The organism is Paraliobacillus quinghaiensis, assembly GCF_003426025.1.
Taxonomy (GTDB): domain Bacteria; phylum Bacillota; class Bacilli; order Bacillales; family Amphibacillaceae; genus Paraliobacillus_A; species Paraliobacillus_A quinghaiensis.
This window is the reverse complement of the sequence record NZ_QJSH01000017.1, coordinates 1-24,113: the sequence shown is the minus strand read 5'-3', so window position 1 is coordinate 24,113 and position 24,113 is coordinate 1. Positions and strand designations below refer to the sequence as shown.

The window sequence follows — 24,113 nt, the reverse complement described above, 5'->3', positions numbered from 1 at the left end:
TCCATTGACGGAAGGGCATTTCCCCTTCCGTCAATGGAGAGGGTATTAAATTCTACTTATGCAGTTGTTTTTAACTGTTGAATATACATTTTCTCATACTGTAATGGTGACATATAATTAATAGCTGAATGAATACGTTTATAATTATAAAAGGTCATAATATAAGTAAATATGCTTCGTTTAGCTTGTTCACGTGAATCCATCTAGTGAGTTCCCTGTATTTCACGCTTGAAACGCTTATTACAGAACTTGTCGCGCCTGCTCGTTAGCTCAATAACATCGTGCCAGCAGTCACCCTATGCACAACCAACCTTTAAACCTATGATCACACAACCAAATGATGAAGATGTTCAAAATCTGTTAGACAGGAACTTTGATGTCGATGAATCGATGTCCGTATTAGTGAGTGATTTAACCTATGTTCGCGTAGGAAAGCAATGGAACTATGTTTGCTTTTTACTGGATTTATCCAAATAAACATTTAAGATACTAAAAATGAATTGATAAATGGAAGGGCACTTTAACACCCCTGAACAGCTCGGCCTTGAACTTTTTGATTACGTCCATTGTTACAATAATTTACGAATGCACGGCACACTTGGCTGTGTAAGTCCAGTTTCCTATCGAAACACACCCTTAAAAAATTGTTTGATTTATTGTTGACAAACCAGTATAATATAATTTACATAAATTTCATAATAAGTTTAATAATACCTGGTTTAGGGAGGTGGTTAGATAAAGAATTTATCAGCGATATTAATACTTGTGGCTTTACTAGGAATATCTGAGTTTTCAGAATCAGAATCAGTAGCTTTGGACAAAGGCGAGAGCACTGTTATTGATGTTGATTTACCGTATGAACCTTAAGAACATCATGTAAGTTTATTTCAATTACTTGGGAGAAAAATCCTTCAAGAACACAACGGTTACATTACCGAAGCTTGGAGGCAGGATGTTTGGCTGGAAGAAGACCAAAAGTCTCCTGACCATCGTCTATCGACAGTTAAGATGCATTTTATGGAACTTTTTTTGATGATAGACTCTGGCCAACTTTCACATATAAAAATAAATTATAAAGGAGCTAAAATAATATGAAACTAAGAATAATATCAATTACTACGATACTTTTAATGAGTGTACTTTCTTCAGTTGTATTAGCAAACCCAGACAACACCCAAAGTAATCAAGATGCAACTTCACAAGAAAGTAGCACCGATAAAAATCAAAAATTTATAGATAAACCTATTCTTGAAAAAATGGAAAAAGAGGGAGTAAAAATCATTGCTCATTCTGAAGATCTTAATGGTAGAACTGCATTAGATGTAGTTAAAGAAAATAGAAAACCAGAAGATATAAAAGAAAGAAGAGATGATTGGTGGAATTTTCCTGCAAAAAATAAAAAAGAAGAGAAAATTAATTCATACGTTAAGGAAGAAAAGAAAGTAGCTAAGGATATCCGTAAGGTAGAAAAGGAATTAAGTAAGGGAAATCTTACAGAAGCACAACGAAATCAACTAGTAAAAGAAAGAGACACTCTATTTGACTTATGGCTTGAGAAGAAAAACGAAACAGTCAAAGTGATGGAGCAATATGGTTTAGTTGATTCAGACCATAACCATAAATAGGAGGTAGACTATGAAAAAAATTGTTATAACTATGTTAACTGCTATTCTTTTTATATCTTTATTTTCATCAGTAGGGTTTGCGCATCACAATGGTACTAATGCTACTTATCCTAAATATGTAAATTATCGGAGCGATTTAAATAACTTGGATTTTAAAGTATGGATTTTTGATGAAGCAACATCTAATTGGTCTTTACAAATTCTTAAAGGTTCTGATCAATTAACTACAGGTTTATATGTACGTGAACACGCAAGCTGGAGTTCGAACAATAAAAAACTTTACACAAATTATGTCATTACTTCGACAAGATTTTTAGAAGCTTTTACAAAAATGAGAAATGAAAAGGGTCCTATTACAGTACTTAGTGGAATGAGAGACCCATATCATAATAGAAGTATTGGTAGTAGTGCTGCATTATATTCACAACATCAATCAGGAATGGCTATAGATCCTCGGGTACCGAGTGGAAGTGAGGGCAGTTGGGCTTGGCGTGCTGAGGAAGTGTGGGGATTTACTTATGCTTATACTAAATCAGGAGCAATACATGCTGATACTCGAACTACTTCTGGAGGGTTTCCGACACTATACAGTGGCGCCAAAAATCCATATGTATTTACCCTAGAGATGGCTTTGCATTACCATGGATATTCACCGTATAAATCTGGTTATTATGGAAGTGGAGATGTTTCTGACGCGGAAAATTTCCAATCAGATCATGGACTATACAGTGATGGTATTGTGGGATCAAATACTTGGAGAGAGCTTATGGAAGGCGACTACCATACACCTTGGTAACACTTCAGAAATATTATGAGGCAAATCATCTTGATATCAAACACTCTGTTAGGTTAAAAAGAATCTCAGTTCACTGAGCTGAGATTCTACTTATTATGGTCTTTGAAAACCCCTGGCTATGCCGGGGGTTCCATAGAGCTTCTAGCGTGGGGTAAAAAAAAGCCTCTCTTCATGGTAAGATAAGGTTGGTTTCCCGACCACCAAATCTCACTAAAGAAGGAGGCATGTCCAATGGAGGACAAGAATAGTTTAGCATATACACTGGTATAATTTATCCTTTGGAAATCTGTTGCTCTTGTAATTTCATTGTTTCAATAGATTCAACAACCAGACGAAAGAAAGAAAGCCATCAGTATAATGATTGTTTCACCTTTTTGAACAATCCTCCCCAATAGTAAAGAGCTTTGAATTTTATTAACAACTAAATGGGTTGAAATTAAAGAAAAAAAACATAGAACGGCACTTAGTCCTCCAGAATCTCTTACCAATACCTTTGTTAGAAACACAACGGAATGACTATTATTAGTCCGATGTAGATTCTTAAGGGTTCACTCATATTTATCTATCCTCCTGAAATTTATTGTTCTGTCAACTAATGCTCGCCCATCATCTAAAGAAGGCTTAGCATTAAAAAGAATGAACTAAATGCCTTTCTTAATTCATAAGCAATCCAAGCCTAACTAATTCTCCACTTTATCCATCAATTCTTTTTGCTTATCTTTCCAGTCATTCCACAGTTGCCAAACATATTCTCGTTCTCTTTTCAATATGTCAAGTTGTTGTTCGTTATATTGACCTTCTTTCATAAGTCCATCAATATGCGCTATACGATTAGCGATACCTTTGATGATAAACGCATAGGAACTTAGTCTTTCGTTATCTTCTGAACGAACCTCGGGGTCTTCATTCACGTAATATGGATGCTCGGATTCTTCTAATGTTTTCTGAAGTTCTTCTACTTTCTTTTTTTCTTCTTCCAACTCTTCTGTTAATTTGGCAATTTCACTATTTTTTTCTTCAATTTGATTGGTTGTTGCCTGGTTCTCATTTTCTGTACTTGCTATAAATTCATGAGAATCATCAGCATTATGATTGGCAATATATGAAGCAATTGATTGATAACCGATGAATAGAATGGTTACAAATACAGCCAAGCTTGTTAAATAAACCATATTCCTTTGGATTTTTTTAATGTGATAAGTTTTACGAATTTCTTTTCTAATCGAATCACCCAATTGTTGTTTTCGACTATGGTCCCAATACATATTGTCATCCATTGTTTTCAAACTATTGCTGTTATCCCACTCGTTATCAAATAGTCTTTTCATTTACAAATCCCTCCTTAATTAGTCGAGTTTGAAGTTCTGACATTGCTCGAAATAAGGTTGTTCGAACTTTTCCTTCTGACCAATCTAATATTTCGGCTGTTTCTCTTATGGTGAATCCTTTGATTTTTCTAAGTATAATGACTTCTTTATGTTTGGATTTCATTTTCCCTAATACTTGATAAAGGTCCTGTACATCTTCCTTTATTATCACTAACTCTTCAGGTAAGGGTGCTTCTTCTTTTCTTAAAATTAATAATTCTTTGATTAACCACAGAGGTTTTCTTCTCCTTATATAATCGATAGTAGTATTACGAGCCACACTAAACAGCCATGTTTTTTTCGATGATTTATGGTTAAAGGTGTCATAGAAACTGTAGGCTTTAAGAAATGTTTCCTGAGTCAAATCCTCTGCTTGTTGATAATCTTGTATCATTACGAGTATGTATTTGAAAATAGCATCCCCGTACCTCTCATAACATTCACAAATATCTGCTTCTCTTTGTTTTTCACTTGTCACAATCGAGCCTCCTTTTATACATTCAATATTTAGACGTAGTTCAAATGCAAATGTTACACTATATAGATAAAACCTCCATTTGAACAATAAAATCCTTAGTGTTTTCACTCAAGATTTTTGTTTACACTTTAATAAAATTTCAACTCATAATTTGTAATCGTTTCTTCATACGGATAGGTATGGGTTAGAAGTTATCTCCCTTTTCCCCCGGTTCACACCGTACATGCGACTTTCACCGCATAAGCGTTCCAACTAATCCAATTCATTCAAACTGCTTTATTATGACACTGTAATCGAAGTTCGTTAAGTTTTTCTATTTACTTTTTGGAAAGATTTAAGATTTTTATTAATGCTATAATTTTATCATTGTCTTTCATGTGTACTATTCTGTGGACCGATTCATGCAGTATTACTAGATTAGAGAATGAATCATCTTTTGAAAGATGATACGGATTCTTATGGTGACAATGCCAGTCATTTAGACCTAGTTCTACTCCACTGAGCGATAAATTCACTTATTCGATTGTCGTTATATTCAATTGTCCGATTTGGGTAATTTTATTAGAGTGTCATTGTTATTTTTAAGTCCTAAGTTCCGGGTGAAATCCATTTTAACATAATTTTCAATGAGAGTTCGGTGGGTAAACAAAAGCTACTCTAGTAAGACTTTTCGTTAATAAGTCTGCCTGTATCATTTCTCTATCAACGTAAACATACCAATAATCGACCATATTTATCCCTATTTGGATCAATATCAAATTCTAATTCAATCTTTTTGGAATTTACTGCCGAATTTCTTGTTAATTATTTTGCTTCTCATCTATATGATTGTTCGCATAGATACGCATGAGATGTCTCAGAACTATCTGCCAGCAAAAATCTTATACATTGACGGTTGCCCTGATATATCACAGAAATTGTGTCACCGCGATATGGTTGTACTAATTCAACTTCAAATTTATTATAGTCTGTATCATTTTCTGTATTAACGTGTTCTTTTTGTTTATTTAACCCTTCGTCAAGATCGTTCACTGACACGTTGCACATTTGGATTTTGTTGAAGTGACTTTATCTCTGTAGTTGTAAATATTATTTACTCATGTTATCCCTACTCCCCATAATCTTGAAATTCTAGTAAATAATAAAACAGTAGATAAAACACTCTTTTTTAAGTTTCCTTACTACAGGTATTATATTATATTAAATATCTCCCATTTTTTTAAAATTTTGTTAAAATTATAACAAAAAACTATAAATGTGGTATTATTTTACTTAAGATTTATAAATTAATTAGATTTGTATAAGGATTATAGGGTATGAATCTATTAATTAATTTAATGGGTCTGGAAGGAGTTTAGTAATTAACTAAAAAGAGCTTTATAATTGAGAGGAGAAGTAGATAATGAAAAAAATATTTTATATTGTAATCACATTAGTATTATTCGTTACAACATTCATTAATTTACCAACATTAGCAAGTGAAAAAGAAGCCAAGGTCTTAAAGTTGTCCTCGGTTGGAAGCGAAATTTCTTATAATATTGGAACAGTTGTTAAAGAAGATATTAAAAATATCAAAAATATTAATTTAAATAATTATGATGTTATCTTGGCTAATAAGTCATTTTTAAATGACTTAGTTGTTAAAAAACAACTAAAAGCTGCTATTTTAAGTGGTAAGCATATTCTTATGTATGGAAAAGATATGAAAGAATCCGATATATTTACTTCTTTAGGGTTTGAAAATCCAGCAGAACTTTTTATAGGAGAAGCTAATGTAATTGAAAAAAATATATCTGAAGAATCGCATGAGACAGATAAATATATCGAAACGAGATTAAACAGCCAGGTTGAGGGTGAAGAATTTAATACTGTAACCTTCGATGTTATTGGAATCAGTATGATAGATTTAGTTCCTCATACTACTGTTATTCCAACTGGAAACTCACAGAATGAAATAAATGAGTTGATTAATGATATCATTAAGGATGCTGGGAACAATTTTCATGAGGTGGGTGGCAATAAATCAAGCATTGCTTTTGGTCCACAGCGTACCTATGCTTTAACAAGTACTCCATCTGGATCATCGATTATAAAAAGCTATAGTTTTTATAATTATGCAAAAAATCCAGACGGAACCACTTTGCTAAAGTATCAACGTACAGGGAAATTATATAGACAAACTGATGCCGACAGCAGTTATAATTACTACTGGTTTGCGACATCTGACATTATAACAAGCGGTGATTATTTGTATAATAATGGCTACGAAAATGATAATGTTTATACTAGAAATTACCTATCTTACACAGACCAAGGTGTTGTATTGGAAGCCTCACCACAGAATACAAATAACTCCTGGGGAAATATAAATGTAAGTTTAGGACTACAAGGCCCTTCAGTTAATTGGACTTTTTCTCCTGGTGGTACGATTGATATCAATACTGGAGGGGCAAATGGACATACTTATTCCTCTTGGGTTTGGGATGGTGGTGGAACAAGAGCTTGGCTTCCTTCAAAATTCACTAGTGAAACAGGCATGGAGTATAGAATAAAAGAATCCGATGCTCGTTTTTATACTAACAGCGAAATAGATATTGATATTGAGAAAGATTTTCAAATTAAATATAATTTCACACAAAAACAAACTCTGCATATTAACGATAACTAATTCTTAATAATAGAAAGGTTATTATTTGGGATATGTTTTAAATAGCTAATAAGCTAAGTATTGGTTCTAGATTTAGCAATCTCTGTCGATAAGGTTCAATAAGCTAGAAATCTAAGTATTGCTAAAAACGTATTGTCAATACTTAGATTTCTTTTTTTAAGAGGAGTCCCTCATGACATGGTAAACAGTCGACATTCATTGGTACATTATTTATAATTTAGTGGTAAATATGTATCAAGAATGGTACATTTCATTAGCTGTAATCATCTTATTTGTTCGTGTGATTACCTTTGTTTTTGGATGGTTCCTAGCTTTGTCCTAGCCTCCATTATCATGTCCCTAATTATTGGGCGCTTTTGTAGGATACCCATATTAAAACCGATGTGATTTAGAACCCGTTCAAATGTAGGTTCTATTCCATTAGCTATATGAAAATCTACTGCTTCTTCAATAGCTCTTTTATAATTAATCTGGGATCTTTTCTTAATTATTATATTTACCTCTCTTTTCTTATTAACGATCCAGTTATGCAGTTCCGGAATATTTCTTCTTACCCAATTCTCATTCTTTTCAACGCATATGTAAATTTCCTTAACACTTGAAATTTCCTCTAATAAATCCAGTTTACCATCTAAATATTTTTTAACATTCTTCTTGGTCTTATCGGTAAAGCTTTTAATATACAATTGTTTTTGTTGTTCTCTTGCAGCAACTATCATACCTCTTAAATTATTGGTTTGTAATCCCTTCAAACTACAGCCTAAAGCATTTGCAACCCCTTTTATCGTAATTTTTGTTTCAGCCTGAACCTGTTTCTTAAGCTCCCTGCTTACCTTTTTCCTCCAATTACTTGAAGACCCTATTCGGGAGAGCTTTTTAATTCGGTATGATTCCATTAGAAGAAAAGTTTGGACTTCCTTTGTAGTAAGAAAATAATAATATTCCTTAGCAGTCCAGTTAAATAATTCTTTTGCTTTTTGTCGTTTTTCGCCATATGAAGATACTAGTTTTTTGAAACACTCTACTAATTCCTTTGGCTTAATAACATCTTTTTGCATATAGTATTGTAAAGGAATAGCTCCTTGATTAACAAGATAAGCAACTGCGTAATAGCATGAAAACCTAGAAACATTTACATTGCCTTTAACTTGTGTAAACAATAACCCTGCTTTAAATAGATAAAGTATTTTCTCAGCTAGTTCTACATTTACACCAATAGTATTTTTACCCATTTTAATAGATACCCATTTGTTCTGATCGTTATATCCATGTCTTGTAAAGCAGTCTAAGCATACAGATATTTTAGAATATGAAACCTGTACAAACTTGTAACTATTATTACCCTCTATGTTCGTTAATTCTTTTATTGATTTATCACTTTTGTTTGATTTACACCATGAACAAAGGCATGGCCCTACTTCCTTTTTATATGGGGTTAGTTTTAAAGATTTTATAAAACTTTCAGGAACTCTCATTTCTGAAAACTCTCTCATACTTGTTTTACTATGCTCTATCAACCTAAATAATCTTCGCAAAGTAACTTTTAATCTAGAACCGCCATTATTTAAAAATCGTAATAACCCTCTAATATACGATCTTTCTGTCTTAGGTATTGTTTTCATGTCAAAAGTATTCTCTTTACCTGTAAATAAGTAAATAAAAGAGATTGCTAGTTGTTTTTCTTTATGAAGCCCAGGAATATTTTCAAATGAGAGGGTTATGTCACTAGTCATTAAAAAGTTCCAATCCTGATATTTTTGTAATTGATCATTTATTAAAGCTATATCACTATATGTTGTATCTATTGAAGGAGTTGTAAGTGGGGAATGACAAAAGTGACAGGAATAGTTTGCTAACTCTAATGATACATACGGTTGCTCATTAGAGCAGCTTGGACATTTAGATTGTAATTTAATTTGATGAATGTCACATACTTGAATATCTTTTAATTGCCAAACTAATTTATAAGTACCTGTCTCTTCAAGACAATAACTACAGAATTTTCTTTTCTCTTTTTCAATCATCTCAGGCATGACGGAACGGTAATTGGATAATGCCTCTTCTTTGTCATTAAAAAAGAGATAAAAGACATTAGTAAAACTCATTTTTTCAATATCGCTAGAACAACACTTTAATATTTTTTTTAGTAGCTCTATATTCATTACTTTTTCAGGGAGAGTGTCAGTTATGTGTAGCTGACGGCTTGATTTCTTATAGTCACTCTTTACAATATAAAAGAATTCATCTAAAGATAAGTAATTATTTTTTGCTAATCTCATAAAATACCCCGTTAGTGATTCTCCTTCCAACGGCTTAGGTCGAACCGTAAATTTATTCTCTATTATGTTCTCCAACATTTACTCCCCCTTTGTATGATAATTCCACATGTCCTCTCCTGTGAATTTATTATGACCTTTTAACCTATTGGTGATATAGGATGTAACTTCCGGGGCAAATCGCCATAGTACTGTTCTACCTACACCTAAATGACGATATATTTCTTCGGATGTTATTCTTCTGTTGCTTCTTTCTAAAAGTTCATCCACCAATTGATAACATTCATTTTTTCTGTCTAACTCTCTCTTCAACTTTTGGTTTTTCTTATCATGCGCTATAAACGTATTCCACCCCCATAATCTAGCTGTTTCAGGACTAATACCTGCCTTCGTACAAACAGATAAAATCGTGATACTCTCATCTTTAGTAAACATTTCTTTCAAAATTTCATTAACTTTTTCTATGTTCCTTACCTCTTGCTTAACTTTTTTATGTTTTGAATACTTATGTTGTAAAATGGTCACTATGTCTTGATGGTATCTATAGGTCAGATACTCTGTATAATTTTTAAAACAGTTCCATTTCTTAATAATATTTAATTTTTCTTTTTGTTTTAACGCCATTATAATATCATTAAGTGTGCTTGGCTGTACTATTACTTCTTCTCCTATAATGTCCCAACTTAGGACGTCGCGGGTCCGATAATAAGCAAAGCATCTTTTAATTTGTTCCATAGACAATCCTGTTTTTATCTCCAAGTTTCTAAGATGTATTTCATCGGACAAGCTTTTTACTTCATTATAACATTTTATAAAATAAGTTCTTTCCAGTAACTTATTATTTTCATCAAACGCGTATTCACAACCACACGAATTGCAAAATAAATAGTATTTATTAATTCTCCCATTTTTTTTAATCTTAACGGAAGTACCTGACTTCACTAGTGATCCCTCTTCACCAAAGGACTGACACCAAGGGGCTAAACAAGCAACCGTATTATTCTTCAGAGGAGTCTTAGTTACTATTTGACTTCTGAAACATTCGGGAACCTGGATATTGAGAAGGTCTTGTATTGATATATCGAATTCAAATACTATATTCAAAATGAAATCTAGGTGGAGCGCCCGAAACTGAGAAAGTGAACCCCTGGCATGCTGTAACAAGGTTGAATATTTCCCCTTATCATTTAGATTGCATTCTATTTTTTTCTTATCAAAGATATCGCTTTCATTTAAAACGTATAACATCTTCATTGCAAGTTCAGTGGGTGGATTATAACTGTCCGTTAACTTCACTAAGAACTCCCACGTACTCCACAACGATTTTTGCTCTTCTAATTCCTCATCGGAAACGGTCTCCATACTTAGACTACAAAAAGTGTGATTGCAATAGGGACAACTATTTATATTTATCATATCTTTATATTTGATTTTCCTGTTGCAATTCCTGCAGCATTCAATCATTTTGGTATTATGAATAATACAATAATTTATTCTTTTGATTCTCCAAAGAAGTTTGTGATGCTTTTCTTCCCTAATACACAAAGGGCAATAGTAAAAATCTTCTCTTATCATTCCAGCCATTATTCTTGCATGCTCTATTTTTCTGTCACCACAGAACCGTTTAAGTACAAAATAAAAGGAACATAAAAATATTCGGTCTCTGTCTTTGCAAGTAAAGTTGGATAAGGTGTTGCAATTAATAACACTACTGGGGTTAAAATCTAATAACAACTTATCTTCCTTTTGAAAATAGTGGGTTGTTCGATCACTAATCATTTTGATCAGTTGGATTAAATTCATCCCGTTAACATTTGCTAAACGAATCAAAAAACCTGTAAGGCTTTCTCCTTTGAAAGGATTCAATCTTATAGTAAAAATTTCATACTTCATTTACCTACTCCTAGATGTTAGTATTTTTACTATTTTGTCTTAATAAATTCAGATTATTCTTTTGCTAAATTCATTCAACCTACTCGCTTATTTATGATAAGACATTGACTTATACAATCTTCTAGATTTTTTAATTATTATAAGGTAAAAGTCCATTTTCACCTGTTGAAGCACTGCACTTTTTATCAAAAGTACAAAATGAGTAGAATGACACTCATGACTGAACACTACTTTTCCAAAAATTTATTTAATTCTTGTTCCTGTAATTCTCCAATTACATTATCTCTAGCTTGTAAAAGGACATCTCCATTCAATCTGTTTAAAATCGAAAAATCATTAAAACTAGGATCAAACACTCCGATTAACATAAAAGCTTCACGAAGAATTGGCTTAAGCCAACCAATAAGACCTCCGCTTAATTCGTGTAATATATAAGGATATGCACTATTACTATTTCCTAACCCTAATTCTACTTCTGGTGCCAGTTTACCTTCTATGTCCTTAAGTAAATTTAAAAAGTCCTCATCACATTCCTTAAACCATGGAATAGTTGTCGGAGGATATCTGCCAATATGTTGATCATTTAATATACGTAATTCCTCAATAGCGGGTGTACCAACACAAACAAGACAAATATCTGTTTCATTTGCAACATTTTTGATTTGCTCCATTGCTTGTTTTTTATTGACATAGGTTGAAGCTAGAAGGTAATCTAATTCATCAATGATTAACATTTCTACCTGTTGCCTTTTTAACAATTCAAAGGCTCTATACTTTAATTCCTCTACCAAAGGTCTACCTGGTGATCTAGGTGCCCCCAATCCTTTTGTAATAATCTGATTATAAAAACCCGCCAAGGTAAAAGGGGTGGGTAAATCCATATATGCCACTGGAACAACGTCAATTTCTGTACCATCTTCCTCAACATGAACATATCTATCGGATAGTTTTACGTATTTTTTCATCATTTGAGTCTTACCAACGCGAGATTTCCCTTTAATAAATAAATGCACTGGCGAATCATCATTACCTTCTTCAACCCCCATGGTTCTAAACATTCGCCGTGAATCTAACATATCCCAAATACGTTTTATCTCTGGGTGCTCAATATATAAGTTTATAATTCTTTTTTGAAAAGCCTTGTATTTATTATAAGTCATTTTGATCACTCATCTTTTTTTGTTTTTCATCATTTAATTGTTCACGTAAAATTTCTAACTTATTGTTAGTTTGTGTAGAAACTTTCTTTTCTTTAGGTAACTCTCCCGAGTTAAGAGAGAATCCAGCCTTCAAGGCTTTTTGTCTAACGCTTTTATTTGATTTAATCATTTTACTCATTTTTTCTTCCAACAATGCTTTTCCTTTTACAATATCTCTAGACCCTGGAATTTGATGCGTATTAAGTTTTCCTTGTGTACGTAATTCTTTGAGAAGCAATTTATAGATTTTTTTACTCATTCTCTCAATTTCATTGGCAGGTGGGTTGTGGGATGGCACTTCAATATATTCACTTAATGATGGATCCAATACGTATATTCTTGAAATATCATCAACATCATATTTAATTTTGTGTTTGTTTTTTTGTTTACTGATAAGCTTTGAAGTCTCTTGCGAAGCGTAATAAATATTATCAAGTCTTATTCCATCTCTCGTATAACTTTTTTTAGTTGTTGGTAATAGCTCCATTCGATAGAATGGCTCTTCCTCAACTGGTACAAATTCTGGATATCCCATAACTTCCAATGCATGATAGTATCTTGCAGAAGGTGTCGGATATTCCAATGGTAAACCCAAGTGATTGTCATGATGATAAACATCCGTTATATAAGTTGTAAGTAACTCTTGGATATTTTCTAACGTAAAAATAGCTTCTTTTTCCGCATTATATTCACCCAGATCTGTCGGATTACTTTTCCTTGTCCCAGCTAATCGATGGATAAATTTTTTATTGATAGTTCCAAAAACCCTTTCTATTATTGCACCATATCTTGGTGTTGCAATAGGACGGTACATGACCTGAGATTGCAATGTTTCCTCAATCATTCTTTTTACTTCTGCGTTCTTAAATTCTTTACCGTTATCCACATAAATGATTCTTGGTATGCCAAATATATCCCATTCATTTAAGGTATTATACTGTTCCTTTGTGTTTTTAAAAAAGATCCCGTGTTGGATACCTTTTCTAACTTTATCTGCAGATGGTGCATCAGTCGAAATATGCATACACCAAATCATTCTTGTAAAAACATCTATGCCCATTGTAATCCAGGGTCTTCCTAGATTCACCCCGCTTTTTCCATCAATTACATCGATATCTAATTGAGTATGATCAATCTCTACAATATGTAACGGTGCCTTTGCAACATCTGAGAAACCTCTTGTTGTTGGGAGAAATTCACTAGCAGCGTCTATCCCCTTCCTTAAAACCTCTTTAATCATGGGATTTAATTTCTTTTTAATAAGGTAATAGACTGTATTGTAGTCGATTGGCTCAAGTCCTTCGTTATAACACATTACCTCTATGATTTCATGGAGGTTTGCAATACTTATTTTCCTTTTCGTAAGATAATGTTGTTCAATAGCACTTTTCATTATTGGAACATACATTTTGTCCAATCTTGTATAAATAACATCAAGAACGATTTCCTTTTTCTTTGGGTGGCATATTTCAATTGCATTTTCGTCTGTTCTTTGATTTTTATGCATTTCATTCTTACGGATTAGACCGTCCAGTCCATGATTAGGATATTCATTCTCTTGTTGGTGATAGGCAGCTAAATATCTTTTCAGCTGTCTTACTGACTTGCCATATTTATTAGATATTCTCTGTAATAGCTCTTCTTTAGATATATCTGACACCGTTTCTCCGCTTTGAAGATATCCTTTATAGATTTGATTAAAAGTTACACTCGAAACAAAGTCCCCGGCCCTACTTTTTTCATATAGCAATACTGGTTTTATCATTTCAAAACGTTTGGTAACCTCTTCTCGTTTACTTTCAGGTAGACTATCTAAGAAAGCACGTTGTTTTTTTGCATTTTTTTCATTATGATCATCAATTCTTTTCTTTAATGAATTCTCTGGACTAAAACTTGAATCCGTCACTAAAGAAAGAAACGTAACATTTCTCACCTGATTATCACCATCAATCCGAAGAATAGAGACCATAGGGGGGTCTATAGAAAACACTGAGTATTTCACACCATAATAAGAAAATTCATCTCCTATTTTTAATTGACAAACCCTCATGAGTTCCCCTCCAGTTCAAAAAATTCTAATAACTGACCAGAAAAATCTCCTAGAGAAATCACACTTTTTTCATTTATAGGTACTAAGAAATCAGTATAAAAATGACCAGTTGCAATCAAGTGGTAAATGATAGGTAAAATTATTCTGAAGTCAGTCCTTCCTGAAAAACTTCTTGCCAAATATATAACTGACACTTTATCTAAGTAGTGCAACTTTTGTGTTATTTCAGGGATCCATAGTGAGAAATTTCTTCTTTCCTTAATATAATTCCAAAGAAACAATACATTAGATTTCACCACTTCAGGTATTAATTTAGGATAAACTAAGCTATACTCCCATCCTCTAGAAAGTGCATAAGCTTTACAGAACTTGTTTATAGTGTTCATCTTGGGTGCTTCAATTTCTTCGTCCGATCCTTTTATTTGAAATAAATGTGGCTTAGATTTTTGCCTGAAAACAAGTACATCTGGAACATGCAGCCAAGAATCTACAACTTGTTTACTACCAGAAACCACAATAGGTACTTCTACGGGTTGTTCATAATATCTGATAGTTAACCGATCCAACTCCAAGTAATAGTAAAATAAACACTCTCCCCATAGAGATTCATATCCAACCTGCCTTTTCATTTTTGGACTATAAAAATAACCACTTAAATGATGAAAATATTTACTGCCCTTATTACTTATTTCGCGCTTTGGAGCAAATTCAGAGTCCTCTGTTCCCCATGTTTTCTTTGACCAATCCAAAGTCACCCTCCTCACTACAAGAAATGACATTTTATATTAAGATTAATTTCATGTTATCATTGTTTATAATAGCTTGTCTATTTCATCTTGATAATATTACAAATTATTTTCATGACAAACTAAAAAGTCAGTAATAGCAAAGTTTAAGCTATTACTGATCTATGACATTTTATATTAAAATTCTATGACAAATTATGTTCAAGATTGTGACAAATTATATTAAAATTCACATTTTAAAAAAACTACAAACTCACCTTTACTCCACAGTAACACTCTTAGCTAAGTTACGCGGCTTATCTACGTCACAATCACGGTGTAATGCTGCATAGTAAGCAAGTAATTGCATTGGTACCACACTAATTAGTGGTGTTAGAAGTTCATGCACATGTGGTAATACAACTGTATCACTGTCTTGTTCTAATCCCTTTATACTTAAAATACAAGTTTTTGCACCACGTGCAGCAACTTCCTGAACATTACCGCGGATTGAATAATTAACATTCTCTTGTGTTGAAATGGCAATAACAGGCGTACCTTCTTCAATTAAAGCTATTGTCCCATGCTTCAATTCTCCACCAGCAAATCCTTCTGCTTGAATATATGAGATTTCTTTTAACTTCAATGCTGCTTCTTGCACGACGAAATAGTCTACTCCACGTCCAATAAAAAATGCATTACGTGTGTCTGTAAAAAATTCTTTTGCAATTTTTTCATATTCTTCTTTTTGATCTGTTAATGATTCCATTACACTAGATACAATACCTAATTCTTGTAATGGATCAAAATCTAAATTTAATTTCTTTGCTTGTGCTATATCTACAGCCAAAATAAACAATACAGCAATTTGTGCGGTGTAAGCTTTTGTTGATGCTACTGCTATTTCAGGGCCTGCATGTAAGCGTAATGTATAATCTGCTTCACGAGAAAGGGTAGATCCCGGAACATTTGTAATCGTTAGCGCCGGATGACCTAAATCTTTAATGCGAACTAATACAGAACGACTATCTGCAGTTTCACCACTTTGCGAAATAAAGATAAATAGTGGTTTTTTAGATAAAAGTGGCATGTTGTACGAGAATTCACTTGCAATATGCACTTCAACAGGGATATCAGCTATCTTTTCAATAAATTGCTTTCCTACTAAACCAGCATTATAACTAGTTCCAGCTGCAATAATATAAATACGATCTGAACGCATCATTGCTTGGCGAACAGCTGGGTCTAATTTGATATTATCATTTTCATCTTGGTATTCTTGAATGATTTTTCTTATTACAAAAGGCTGCTCATCAATTTCTTTTAACATAAAGTGATCATAGGTGCCTTTTTCAGTATCGGTAGCATCGATTTCTGCAGTAAACGGTTCGCGCTCTACTGCTGCTCCATCAAGTTTTTGAATCTCAACGAAATCGCGGTTCACAATAACAATTTCTTTATCATTAATTTCAAGATAGCGATCTGTTTCTCTTAATGTTGCCATCGCATCACTTGCAACTAAATTAAAACCATCACCAAGACCAACTAATAATGGACTTTTATTTTTTGCCACGTAAATCGTTTCCTGATTTTCGGCATCAATTAAAGCAATTGCGTAAGAGCCTTTTAATAAAGCAACCGTTTGGCGAAACGCTTCTGCTACATCATTGTATTTGTTAAATAAGATTTCCATTAACTGTACAACAATTTCCGTGTCTGTTTCACTTACTAATGCTACATCATTTAAATACTCATCACGAAGTTCGTAATAGTTCTCGATAACGCCATTATGAACAAGTGTGAATCTTCCAGACGCGCTTTGGTGCGGATGGGCATTATCTTCACTCGGTTCCCCATGTGTCGCCCAGCGGGTATGGCCTATTCCCATTGTTGCTTTTACGTTTTTATCTACTTTTTCACGTAATACAGCGATACGACCTTTTACTTTAAACAGATTCAATCCATCATCATTTAGCGTTGCAATTCCTGCTGAATCGTACCCACGATATTCTAATTTTTCTAAGCCGTTTAATAAAACTTCATTCGTATCATTCTGTCCAATATATCCTACAATTCCACACATATTTTGTTTCCTCCTAAAGGAAAGAGGCAAACAAACGATACCTATATCTATAATTGATTTTAGGGGCGTCCATTTGCCCCTTTCTCGTGATTTTTTATCATCATCAGGTTTTTATTCTTGTTCAAAAAGTCGCCTCTTTGTTTTCGAATAAAAATTTTTCGGTTGGAGATGTGTGCAACCGGGAGGCATCCGCCGAACTAATTCGATAAACCTCCACCTCGTCAACTATTTTTCACCGCTCGAAAAATAGCCCTGGCGCTTTTACTACTAGTGACTTCTCCCCACCTTTCCATTCTTGAATAAATGTCCTTACTGAATAAGGACTCTTTCTATTTTACCCGAGAACATACCATCTAGCAATCCTTTTTTAATTGAATTTCCATTTTCAAGTGGTTTCATTGATTTCCTCGGTACTTCACCATATGTCATTATCTTAACAGGGGTGAATAAAAGTAGGTGTCATAAGATGAAACTTTAATAAGCGAGGGGGATAACTGTCCGTTAATCGGGATAAGTATATGATGATCATCTGCTTTCATACCTACTAAAAAAGTGATGCTTCATTAGAAGCACCACTTTTATTTTTATTTCATTCCTAATAATTCGTCTATCACATTAACTACTTCGTCAACTGCTTCATTACATCTTTCCAATGTTGGGGCTTCAACCATGACACGTACAAGTGATTCCGTTCCAGACGGTCGCACAAGTACACGACCATTGTCCCCCATTTCAGCATCCACTTTTTCTATTACTTCTTGAATGCGAGGATGAACAAGTGCCTGATGCTTATCAATTACTTTTACATTTTTTAAAACTTGCGGGAATTTTTCCATCTCTCCTGCTAATTCAGATAGTTTTTTCCCTGTCTCTTTCATTACATTAACAAGTTGTAGAGCTGATAGCATACCATCACCTGTTGTTATATAATCCAGGAATATAATATGTCCAGATTGTTCTCCACCTAGATTATAGTCACCCTTGCGCATTTCTTCCATAACATAACGGTCACCAACAGCTGTTTTATCACTCTTCATCCCTTGTGCTTCAACTGCTTTATAGAAACCTATATTACTCATTATCGTAGAAACAACCGTTGAATGACGCAATAATCCTTTATCATTCATATGCTTTGCACAAATATACATGATTTGATCGCCATCAACTATTTGACCTAATTCGTCTACAGCAATTAACCGATCGCCATCACCGTCAAAAGCAAGACCTATATCTGCTTGTTTATCTATTACAAAAGCTTGCAGTGTTTCTGGATGTGTTGATCCAACCCCATCATTAATATTTAATCCATCTGGTGAGGCACCGATGGTAGAGATATCTGCTTCTAAATCTGCAAAAAGGTGTGTTGCTAAAGATGATGTCGAACCGTGCGCACAATCTAATGCGATATGTAGGCCTTCAAAGTCATTATCAACCGTTTGTTTTAAATATTGAATGTATTTTTGTCCACCTTCAAAATAATCGTTACTTTGTCCTATATCTGCTCCAATTGGTCGTGGTAGATCATCTGTTTTTTCATCTAACAATGCTTCAATTTCCTTTTCTTGTGCATCTGTTAATTTAAACCCATCTGGCCCGAAAAACTTAATACCGTTATCTTCTACTGGATTATGTGAAGCTGAAATCATTACACCAGCCTCTGCACTCGTAGCTTTCGTTAGGTAAGCAACACCAGGTGTTGTGATAACTCCTAATCGCATTACTTCAGCACCAATTGATAGTAGGCCAGCAGTTAGCGCTCCTTCTAACATATTTCCTGAGATTCTTGTGTCACGACCTATTAATACTTTCGGTTTTGTAGTTTCTTTGGTTAGTACATATCCTCCGAGTCGGCCCAGCTTAAATGCTAATTCAGGAGTCAATTGCTGATTCGCAATTCCTCTCACCCCGTCTGTTCCGAAATATTTGCCCATAATGTACCTCTCCTTTGTTTCCTAGTTAAAATCTAGACATCTAATTTATCGATCTAATATTTTCTTAATTTACTAATTAAATATAATCACATTTACTTACTATTTTTACACATTTAGTCTTATTCAATACGTATAGTTGCAATTTCAACTGATGGAACAGCATTTAAATCACTCGGACTAGTAACAGAGATTGGAACTTGATGTTCTCCTGGCTCCAATCCAGATGCATCTATCGTTAGTTGAAAGTCTTCTAACCCGATATCCTCTATGTCTGACTCGAAGCCTTTCACACTTACGTCAACTTCTCCATCAAATGGAGTTACAAAACTAGCAGTATAGGAATTGTCCAAATTTTCGGTTGTTATTGCAACACTTTCAATAGTTTCTTCAATTGTTTGCTCTACATCTATGTTAACTGTGACCGTTGATGGTTCAATAAGCCGAACATTCTCTGGGGAGTTAAGTCCAACTTCCACAGTGGTGTCTTCCGTAATTTCTGATAGATCAATAGCTTCAGTCATAATCTCCGATATATCATCCAGCTCTGATTGTGCAGCAAAGACTTGTACTTCTTCTGTTTCAGCAGAAATGGATACCATTCTTATATTATCCGGTAGTTGTCCTATTGTATCAACTTCTACCGGGATATTTTCATTTGGATTGTCAACGTTCACAGTAACATCCACTGTGGACGGTTCTACACGGACATTTAATTCATTACCTTCACTATCATATACACGAACCGGAACATCTTCTATTTCGAGCGATTCACCTATTCCTTCCACATCTACTACAGCTTTGACAACAGCAATCCTATCGGTCACACCCTTAGAACTTGTTATTACAACTGTAGAAGGATCAATTGAAGCTTCAGTTAACTCATAGCCAGCTTCCAATTTATCTTCGTTAATATAATCTGCTTTAACCTCAAATTCTACGTCTGAGCGTTCTTCTATTGTCACTTCAATTTCACTTGGGTCAACACTGACATCTAGACGATCAGAGATTCCATCATACTGTAAAGGAACGGTATAGGTTCCTGGACCAAAATCTTCTAAGTCAATAAACACATCAAAATTCTGTTGTGTAGCTGTTGATTGTACAATACTGACGGTTCCTTCTAAAGTGACAGAAACACTTTTCGGAACACCACTTACTACATATCTATCTCTGTCTATCTCGATATTTACTAGTACATCCTCCACTACCTGTGTTTCCTGTGAGCTGCTAAAAGGGAATTCAAAACCTACATCATCAGCTTGATTATCTTGATTATCAAATGTTACTACCATGAAAATTAATATAGCCAAAAACAAAGTAATAATTCGGATGACCCAGGGGTTGTTTAGCCAATCATTCATTTTTCTTCCCCCTCCAGTTCCAACTTTTTAACATAGGGGCTTTCATAAAATAACTTTCTAGATCATTCTTTAGAATATCCATTAACTTATCTTGATCTAAATCTCTATGTAACTTACCATTTTTGGCACAAGAAATTTGACCAGTTTCCTCAGAAACAGTTATTGTCAGCGCATCAGTTACCTCACTAATACCCAATGCTGCTCTATGACGCGTACCTAGTTCTTTAGAAATAAATGGACTTTCAGATAGCGGTAAGTAACAAGCAGCAGCAACAATTTCATTCTGTTTAATAATAACTGCTCCATCATGTAGTGGTGTATTCGGTATAAATATATTTGTTAATAATTGATTTGTTAATTGGCCGTGAATTGGAATACCTGTTTCAATAAAGTCTCCCATATTCGTGTCCCGCTCAATTGTAATCAAAGCACCAATTCGGCGTTTAGCCATATAATTACATGACTTGACAATTGCCTCAATTGATTGATTTAATATCTCTTCTTCAGAGTTTCTATTTCTAGTAAAGAAACTCCCTCTACCAATTTGCTCAAGTGCCCTTCGTAATTCAGGTTGGAATAAGATAATAATTGCAAGTGGACCCCAAACAATCACTTGTTCAATAAGTACCTGAACCGTCTGTAGATTAAATAAATAACTAATAAGATATATACCTAATACTACAAAAATCCCCTTTAATAACTGAATTGCTTTTGTCCCTCTTATGAGCATAGTAAGTTTATACAAAACATACCAGATAAGGGCAATATCTACTCCTATACGTAATAGATTAAACAAATCCAATCCCCCATCAAGCATGATTACACTTCCTTCTGTCCATGAATTTTTCTTCCCATCTGTAAAATAATCACTTTAGTTATTATATCATAATTTCCAATCAGTTAATATTGCTTTATATTCTCCACTTCAAATTTTATAAAAGTGAAGCTGTAATAAATATTATTTACTACTTAATTCTCAAAAAAAGAGTAACGGTGACAATATAGTACCATTACTCTTTTTTAAGCTTAGCTATCTAATTCGTTAAATCAAACACACTTTTTCCTATCCTCTTTAAGTGATACCACATCCACTCAAAAACTTGATTAACCTGTTCAATCTCACCACTAATATTACCAGCAGATGCCATTAAGTGTTCACCATTTATCAGAGTAACATTGCCATTGACTGCCCCATCTATTTTCAAATCACCATTTTTTACAACTAAATCTCCATCAATTATAACACCTTCAGGAACAATTACAGTATAGTCGTTTATAATTACATTATGATCCTTTGAGACCGATAATTGTCCATCTTCATCCCATATTGAAAATATACTCCCTAACATAAACAAGAAAAAAATTGCTGCAGCAGTTATAAATGAATGTGATTTAAACCACCTTATATAACTTAAGTGTTTCTTTTCTTTAGGTAAATTGGACATCACATTTGCTGTAAAACTTGTAGAAGGTTGCATGTTACTTGAACTTTTCAATAAAGCAACAGTACGTGTTAACTCACGAAAGTGGTCTTGACAACCTTGACATGATTGTAAATGTGAGCGTAATTTTTTCTCTTCTGTAATTGACAGTTCTTCGTCTAAATATTTATGCATCAACTTTATAATTTCTTTATTACAACTCATAGATCACACACCCCTTTATACATCCCGAAGCTTTTTACGAAGTGCTTCCCTTCCCCGATGAATTCTAGTCTTTACTGTTCCAATTGGAATATTTAAAATTTCACTTATCTCAGCAAGCGACCTTTCATCAACAAACCGTAATGCAATTATACTTCTATATTTTGTTGGCAAGCTCATAATTTGCTGTTGAATATAAGATTGCAATTCTAAACTCTCCAATTCCTCCTCAGGTAAAGGGTTCTCATTAGCTAATTGGGAATACATATCTAATCCATCAGTCCCTCGAACTTCGGCATCTAGAAAGTAATCAGGTTTCTTTTTACGAATTCGATCGATAGTCAAATTGGTAGCGATGCGAAACAACCACGTTGAAAATTTACGTTTATCATCAAAAGAGTGTATGTTAACATAAGCACGAATAAAGGCTTCTTGCGCTAAATCTTCAGCTTCATACGCATTACCAACCATTCGATAACAAATTTGATACACCTTATCTTGATAAAAGGTAACCACATCTTCAAACGCGGACTGATCTCCCTTTTTCACTTGTCTTATTTTCAGTCTAATTTTTTCATCCATTTTCTAAATACCTCCGCTATAATTGCGGTTAATTTATGTACGAACCAATTACTTAAATGGTTTCATTTTTTATTATAAAGTTTTTTTAAAAGTGTACAATAGATTTTTCCATTTATTTTAAATTTTTTCATATTTAACAATTAAAATATTATCTTCCATTTTAACCCCTTGCTAAAATACAAAAAAAAGGATTAAACATTAAATTAACGTTCAATCCTTTTGTTATTATATGTATGGTGGAGCCTAGCGGGATCGAACCGCTGACCTCCTGCGTGCAAAGCAGGCGCTCTCCCAGCTGAGCTAAGGCCCCAGGAAAAGGTGGAAAACATGTATGAAATCCACTTTTTATGTTACTTGATGAGCCATGAAGGACTTGAACCTTCGACCCTCTGATTAAAAGTCAGATGCTCTACCGGCTGAGCTAATGGCTCAAAAAATGGCTGGGCTAGCTGGATTCGAACCAGCGCATGACGATACCAAAAACCGTTGCCTTACCGCTTGGCTATAGCCCAATAAAATAACAGTGATTATACACTGCTAGATAAATTAACTTCTATTAAAAAAATGGTGGAGGGAGTAGGACTCGAACCTACGAACCCGATGGGAGCGGATTTACAGTCCGCCGCGTTTGGCCAACTTCGCTATCCCTCCATTTAAAAATGGTGCCGGCCAGAGGACTTGAACCCCCAACCTACTGATTACAAGTCAGTTGCTCTACCAATTGAGCTAGGCCGGCTTATGGTGGAGGATGCAGGGCTCGAACCTGCGACCCCCTGCTTGTAAGGCAGGTGCTCTCCCAGCTGAGCTAATCCTCCATATGGTGACCCGTACGGGATTCGAACCCGTGTTACCGCCGTGAAAGGGCGGTGTCTTAACCGCTTGACCAACGGGCCAGTTTATAATTTGCTACAGAGCTTCCAGCCGGACTTGAACCGGCGACCCCTTCCTTACCATGGAAGTGCTCTACCGCTGAGCTATGGAAGCATAATGGCTCCACAGGTAGGATTCGAACCTACGACCGATCGGTTAACAGCCGATAGCTCTACCACTGAGCTACTGTGGAACAATATTAGACTAAGCAAATATCTTACTGCTTCACAAAGCTATTTTTAAACTTTCTTAAACCAGCTTAGCGACGTCCTACTCTCGCAGGGGCAAAGCCCCAACTACCATGGGCGCTGAAGAGCTTAACTACTGTGTTCGGCATGGGAACAGGTGTGACCTCTTCGCTATTGTCACTAAATCAAGGTTTTTGAAGGTTTGTACCTTCAAAACTAGATAAGAAGTACAACAAGACAACATAAATATTATAGTTAAGTCCTCGATCTATTAGTATTCGTCAGCTACACGTGTCACCACGCTTCCACCTCGAACCTATCAACCTCATCGTCTCTGAGGGATCTTACTCTAAATGATGAGAAGTCTCATCTTGAGGG

General features: G+C 34.3%; 17 protein-coding genes, 9 tRNA genes, 2 rRNA genes and 2 pseudogenes. 4 read left to right on the top strand and 26 right to left on the bottom strand.

The features are described from left to right. Positions 1-56: 56 nt before the first annotated feature. Positions 57-197, bottom strand: a pseudogene (locus D2K40_RS11585) (IS3 family transposase); the annotation flags it as partial. 310 nt (positions 198-507) lie between these two features. On the opposite strand from D2K40_RS11585, the gene D2K40_RS16840 reads away from it, so the two are divergent. The 3 genes from D2K40_RS16840 to D2K40_RS11570 all read left to right on the top strand — a co-directional run bounded on the left by D2K40_RS16840 (position 508) and on the right by D2K40_RS11570 (position 2,421). Further along, positions 508-663 carry an IS3 family transposase gene (locus tag D2K40_RS16840; RefSeq protein WP_117156101.1) on the top strand — a complete coding sequence of 52 codons (156 nt, stop codon included), beginning with the start codon at positions 508-510 and terminating at the stop codon, positions 661-663. Between the two features lie 428 nt (positions 664-1,091). Further along, positions 1,092-1,625: a hypothetical protein gene (locus tag D2K40_RS11575; RefSeq protein ID WP_117156099.1), complete on the top strand. Its 534-nt coding sequence runs from the start codon at positions 1,092-1,094 to the stop codon at positions 1,623-1,625. A 10-nt stretch (positions 1,626-1,635) separates the two neighbouring features. Beyond that, positions 1,636-2,421: a peptidoglycan-binding protein gene (locus tag D2K40_RS11570; protein ID WP_117156097.1), complete on the top strand. Its 786-nt coding sequence runs from the start codon at positions 1,636-1,638 to the stop codon at positions 2,419-2,421. A 680-nt stretch (positions 2,422-3,101) separates the two neighbouring features. On the opposite strand, the gene D2K40_RS11565 is transcribed toward D2K40_RS11570, so the two are convergent. The 3 genes and pseudogenes from D2K40_RS11565 to D2K40_RS16865 all read right to left on the bottom strand — a co-directional run. After that, on the bottom strand, positions 3,102-3,749 hold the full coding sequence (locus D2K40_RS11565) for a hypothetical protein (protein WP_117156095.1): 648 nt from the start codon (positions 3,747-3,749) through the stop codon (positions 3,102-3,104). Next, entirely contained in the window at positions 3,733-4,266 is a 534-nt protein-coding gene (locus tag D2K40_RS11560) for an RNA polymerase sigma factor (protein WP_117156093.1), read from the bottom strand. The genes D2K40_RS11565 and D2K40_RS11560 overlap by 17 nt, the downstream gene beginning before the upstream one ends. A 317-nt stretch (positions 4,267-4,583) precedes the next feature. Further along, a pseudogene (locus tag D2K40_RS16865) lies at positions 4,584-4,818 on the bottom strand (HNH endonuclease signature motif containing protein); the annotation flags it as partial. Between the two features lie 850 nt (positions 4,819-5,668). Between D2K40_RS16865 and D2K40_RS11550 the strand changes: the two are divergent. Beyond that, positions 5,669-6,934, top strand: coding sequence for a hypothetical protein (locus D2K40_RS11550; protein WP_117156091.1), 1,266 nt, complete (start codon positions 5,669-5,671; stop codon positions 6,932-6,934). 284 nt (positions 6,935-7,218) lie between these two features. On the opposite strand, the gene D2K40_RS11545 is transcribed toward D2K40_RS11550, so the two are convergent. From D2K40_RS11545 to D2K40_RS11440, 22 genes are all read right to left on the bottom strand, one after another. Further along, entirely contained in the window at positions 7,219-9,288 is a 2,070-nt protein-coding gene (locus tag D2K40_RS11545) for a TniQ family protein (RefSeq protein WP_162879201.1), read from the bottom strand. A 3-nt stretch (positions 9,289-9,291) separates the two neighbouring features. Further along, the gene (locus tag D2K40_RS11540; protein WP_117156087.1) at positions 9,292-11,103 is read right to left on the bottom strand and encodes a TniQ family protein; all 1,812 of its coding nucleotides are present in this window, start codon (positions 11,101-11,103) and stop codon (positions 9,292-9,294) included. Positions 11,104-11,330: 227 nt separating this feature from the next. Continuing rightward, complete coding sequence (locus D2K40_RS11535) at positions 11,331-12,263, bottom strand: TniB family NTP-binding protein (protein ID WP_117156085.1); 933 nt, start codon at positions 12,261-12,263, stop codon at positions 11,331-11,333. Beyond that, positions 12,253-14,352, bottom strand: coding sequence for a Mu transposase C-terminal domain-containing protein (locus D2K40_RS11530; RefSeq protein WP_117156083.1), 2,100 nt, complete (start codon positions 14,350-14,352; stop codon positions 12,253-12,255). The genes D2K40_RS11535 and D2K40_RS11530 overlap by 11 nt, the downstream gene beginning before the upstream one ends. Beyond that, on the bottom strand, positions 14,349-15,101 hold the full coding sequence (locus D2K40_RS11525) for a TnsA endonuclease N-terminal domain-containing protein (protein WP_162879200.1): 753 nt from the start codon (positions 15,099-15,101) through the stop codon (positions 14,349-14,351). The genes D2K40_RS11530 and D2K40_RS11525 overlap by 4 nt, the downstream gene beginning before the upstream one ends. Before the next feature lie 256 nt (positions 15,102-15,357). Beyond that, positions 15,358-17,160, bottom strand: a complete 1,803-nt coding sequence (gene glmS, locus D2K40_RS11520; protein WP_117156079.1) for a glutamine--fructose-6-phosphate transaminase (isomerizing) — start codon at positions 17,158-17,160, stop codon at positions 15,358-15,360. A gap of 584 nt (positions 17,161-17,744) precedes the next feature. Next, on the bottom strand, positions 17,745-19,091 hold the full coding sequence (gene glmM, locus D2K40_RS11515) for a phosphoglucosamine mutase (protein WP_117156077.1): 1,347 nt from the start codon (positions 19,089-19,091) through the stop codon (positions 17,745-17,747). Positions 19,092-19,210: 119 nt separating this feature from the next. Beyond that, positions 19,211-20,452 (bottom strand): CdaR family protein, encoded by a 1,242-nt coding sequence (locus D2K40_RS11510; RefSeq protein ID WP_117156075.1) that lies wholly within the window; start codon positions 20,450-20,452, stop codon positions 19,211-19,213. Next, positions 20,445-21,269: a diadenylate cyclase CdaA gene (gene cdaA / locus D2K40_RS11505; protein WP_117156073.1), complete on the bottom strand. Its 825-nt coding sequence runs from the start codon at positions 21,267-21,269 to the stop codon at positions 20,445-20,447. Before cdaA ends, D2K40_RS11510 begins: the two co-directional genes overlap by 8 nt. A gap of 217 nt (positions 21,270-21,486) precedes the next feature. Then, complete coding sequence (locus D2K40_RS11500) at positions 21,487-22,098, bottom strand: anti-sigma factor family protein (RefSeq protein WP_117156071.1); 612 nt, start codon at positions 22,096-22,098, stop codon at positions 21,487-21,489. 15 nt (positions 22,099-22,113) lie between these two features. Beyond that, positions 22,114-22,677, bottom strand: coding sequence for an RNA polymerase sigma factor SigW (sigW, locus tag D2K40_RS11495; protein ID WP_117156069.1), 564 nt, complete (start codon positions 22,675-22,677; stop codon positions 22,114-22,116). Between the two features lie 234 nt (positions 22,678-22,911). Beyond that, positions 22,912-22,987, bottom strand: a tRNA-Ala gene (locus D2K40_RS11490). 48 nt (positions 22,988-23,035) lie between these two features. After that, a tRNA-Lys gene (locus D2K40_RS11485) sits at positions 23,036-23,108 on the bottom strand. Between the two features lie 6 nt (positions 23,109-23,114). Next, positions 23,115-23,189 (bottom strand) — tRNA-Gln (locus D2K40_RS11480). 53 nt (positions 23,190-23,242) lie between these two features. After that, a tRNA-Tyr gene (locus D2K40_RS11475) sits at positions 23,243-23,328 on the bottom strand. A 9-nt stretch (positions 23,329-23,337) separates the two neighbouring features. Continuing rightward, a tRNA-Thr gene (locus D2K40_RS11470) sits at positions 23,338-23,413 on the bottom strand. A gap of 3 nt (positions 23,414-23,416) precedes the next feature. Continuing rightward, positions 23,417-23,492: transfer RNA gene (locus D2K40_RS11465), tRNA-Val, on the bottom strand. Positions 23,493-23,495: 3 nt separating this feature from the next. Then, positions 23,496-23,570 (bottom strand) — tRNA-Glu (locus D2K40_RS11460). 19 nt (positions 23,571-23,589) lie between these two features. Next, positions 23,590-23,661: transfer RNA gene (locus tag D2K40_RS11455), tRNA-Thr, on the bottom strand. 4 nt (positions 23,662-23,665) lie between these two features. Further along, positions 23,666-23,740: transfer RNA gene (locus tag D2K40_RS11450), tRNA-Asn, on the bottom strand. Between the two features lie 64 nt (positions 23,741-23,804). Then, positions 23,805-23,920: ribosomal RNA gene (gene rrf / locus D2K40_RS11445) — 5S ribosomal RNA — on the bottom strand. A gap of 66 nt (positions 23,921-23,986) precedes the next feature. After that, positions 23,987-24,113: ribosomal RNA gene (locus tag D2K40_RS11440) — 23S ribosomal RNA — on the bottom strand; the annotation flags it as partial.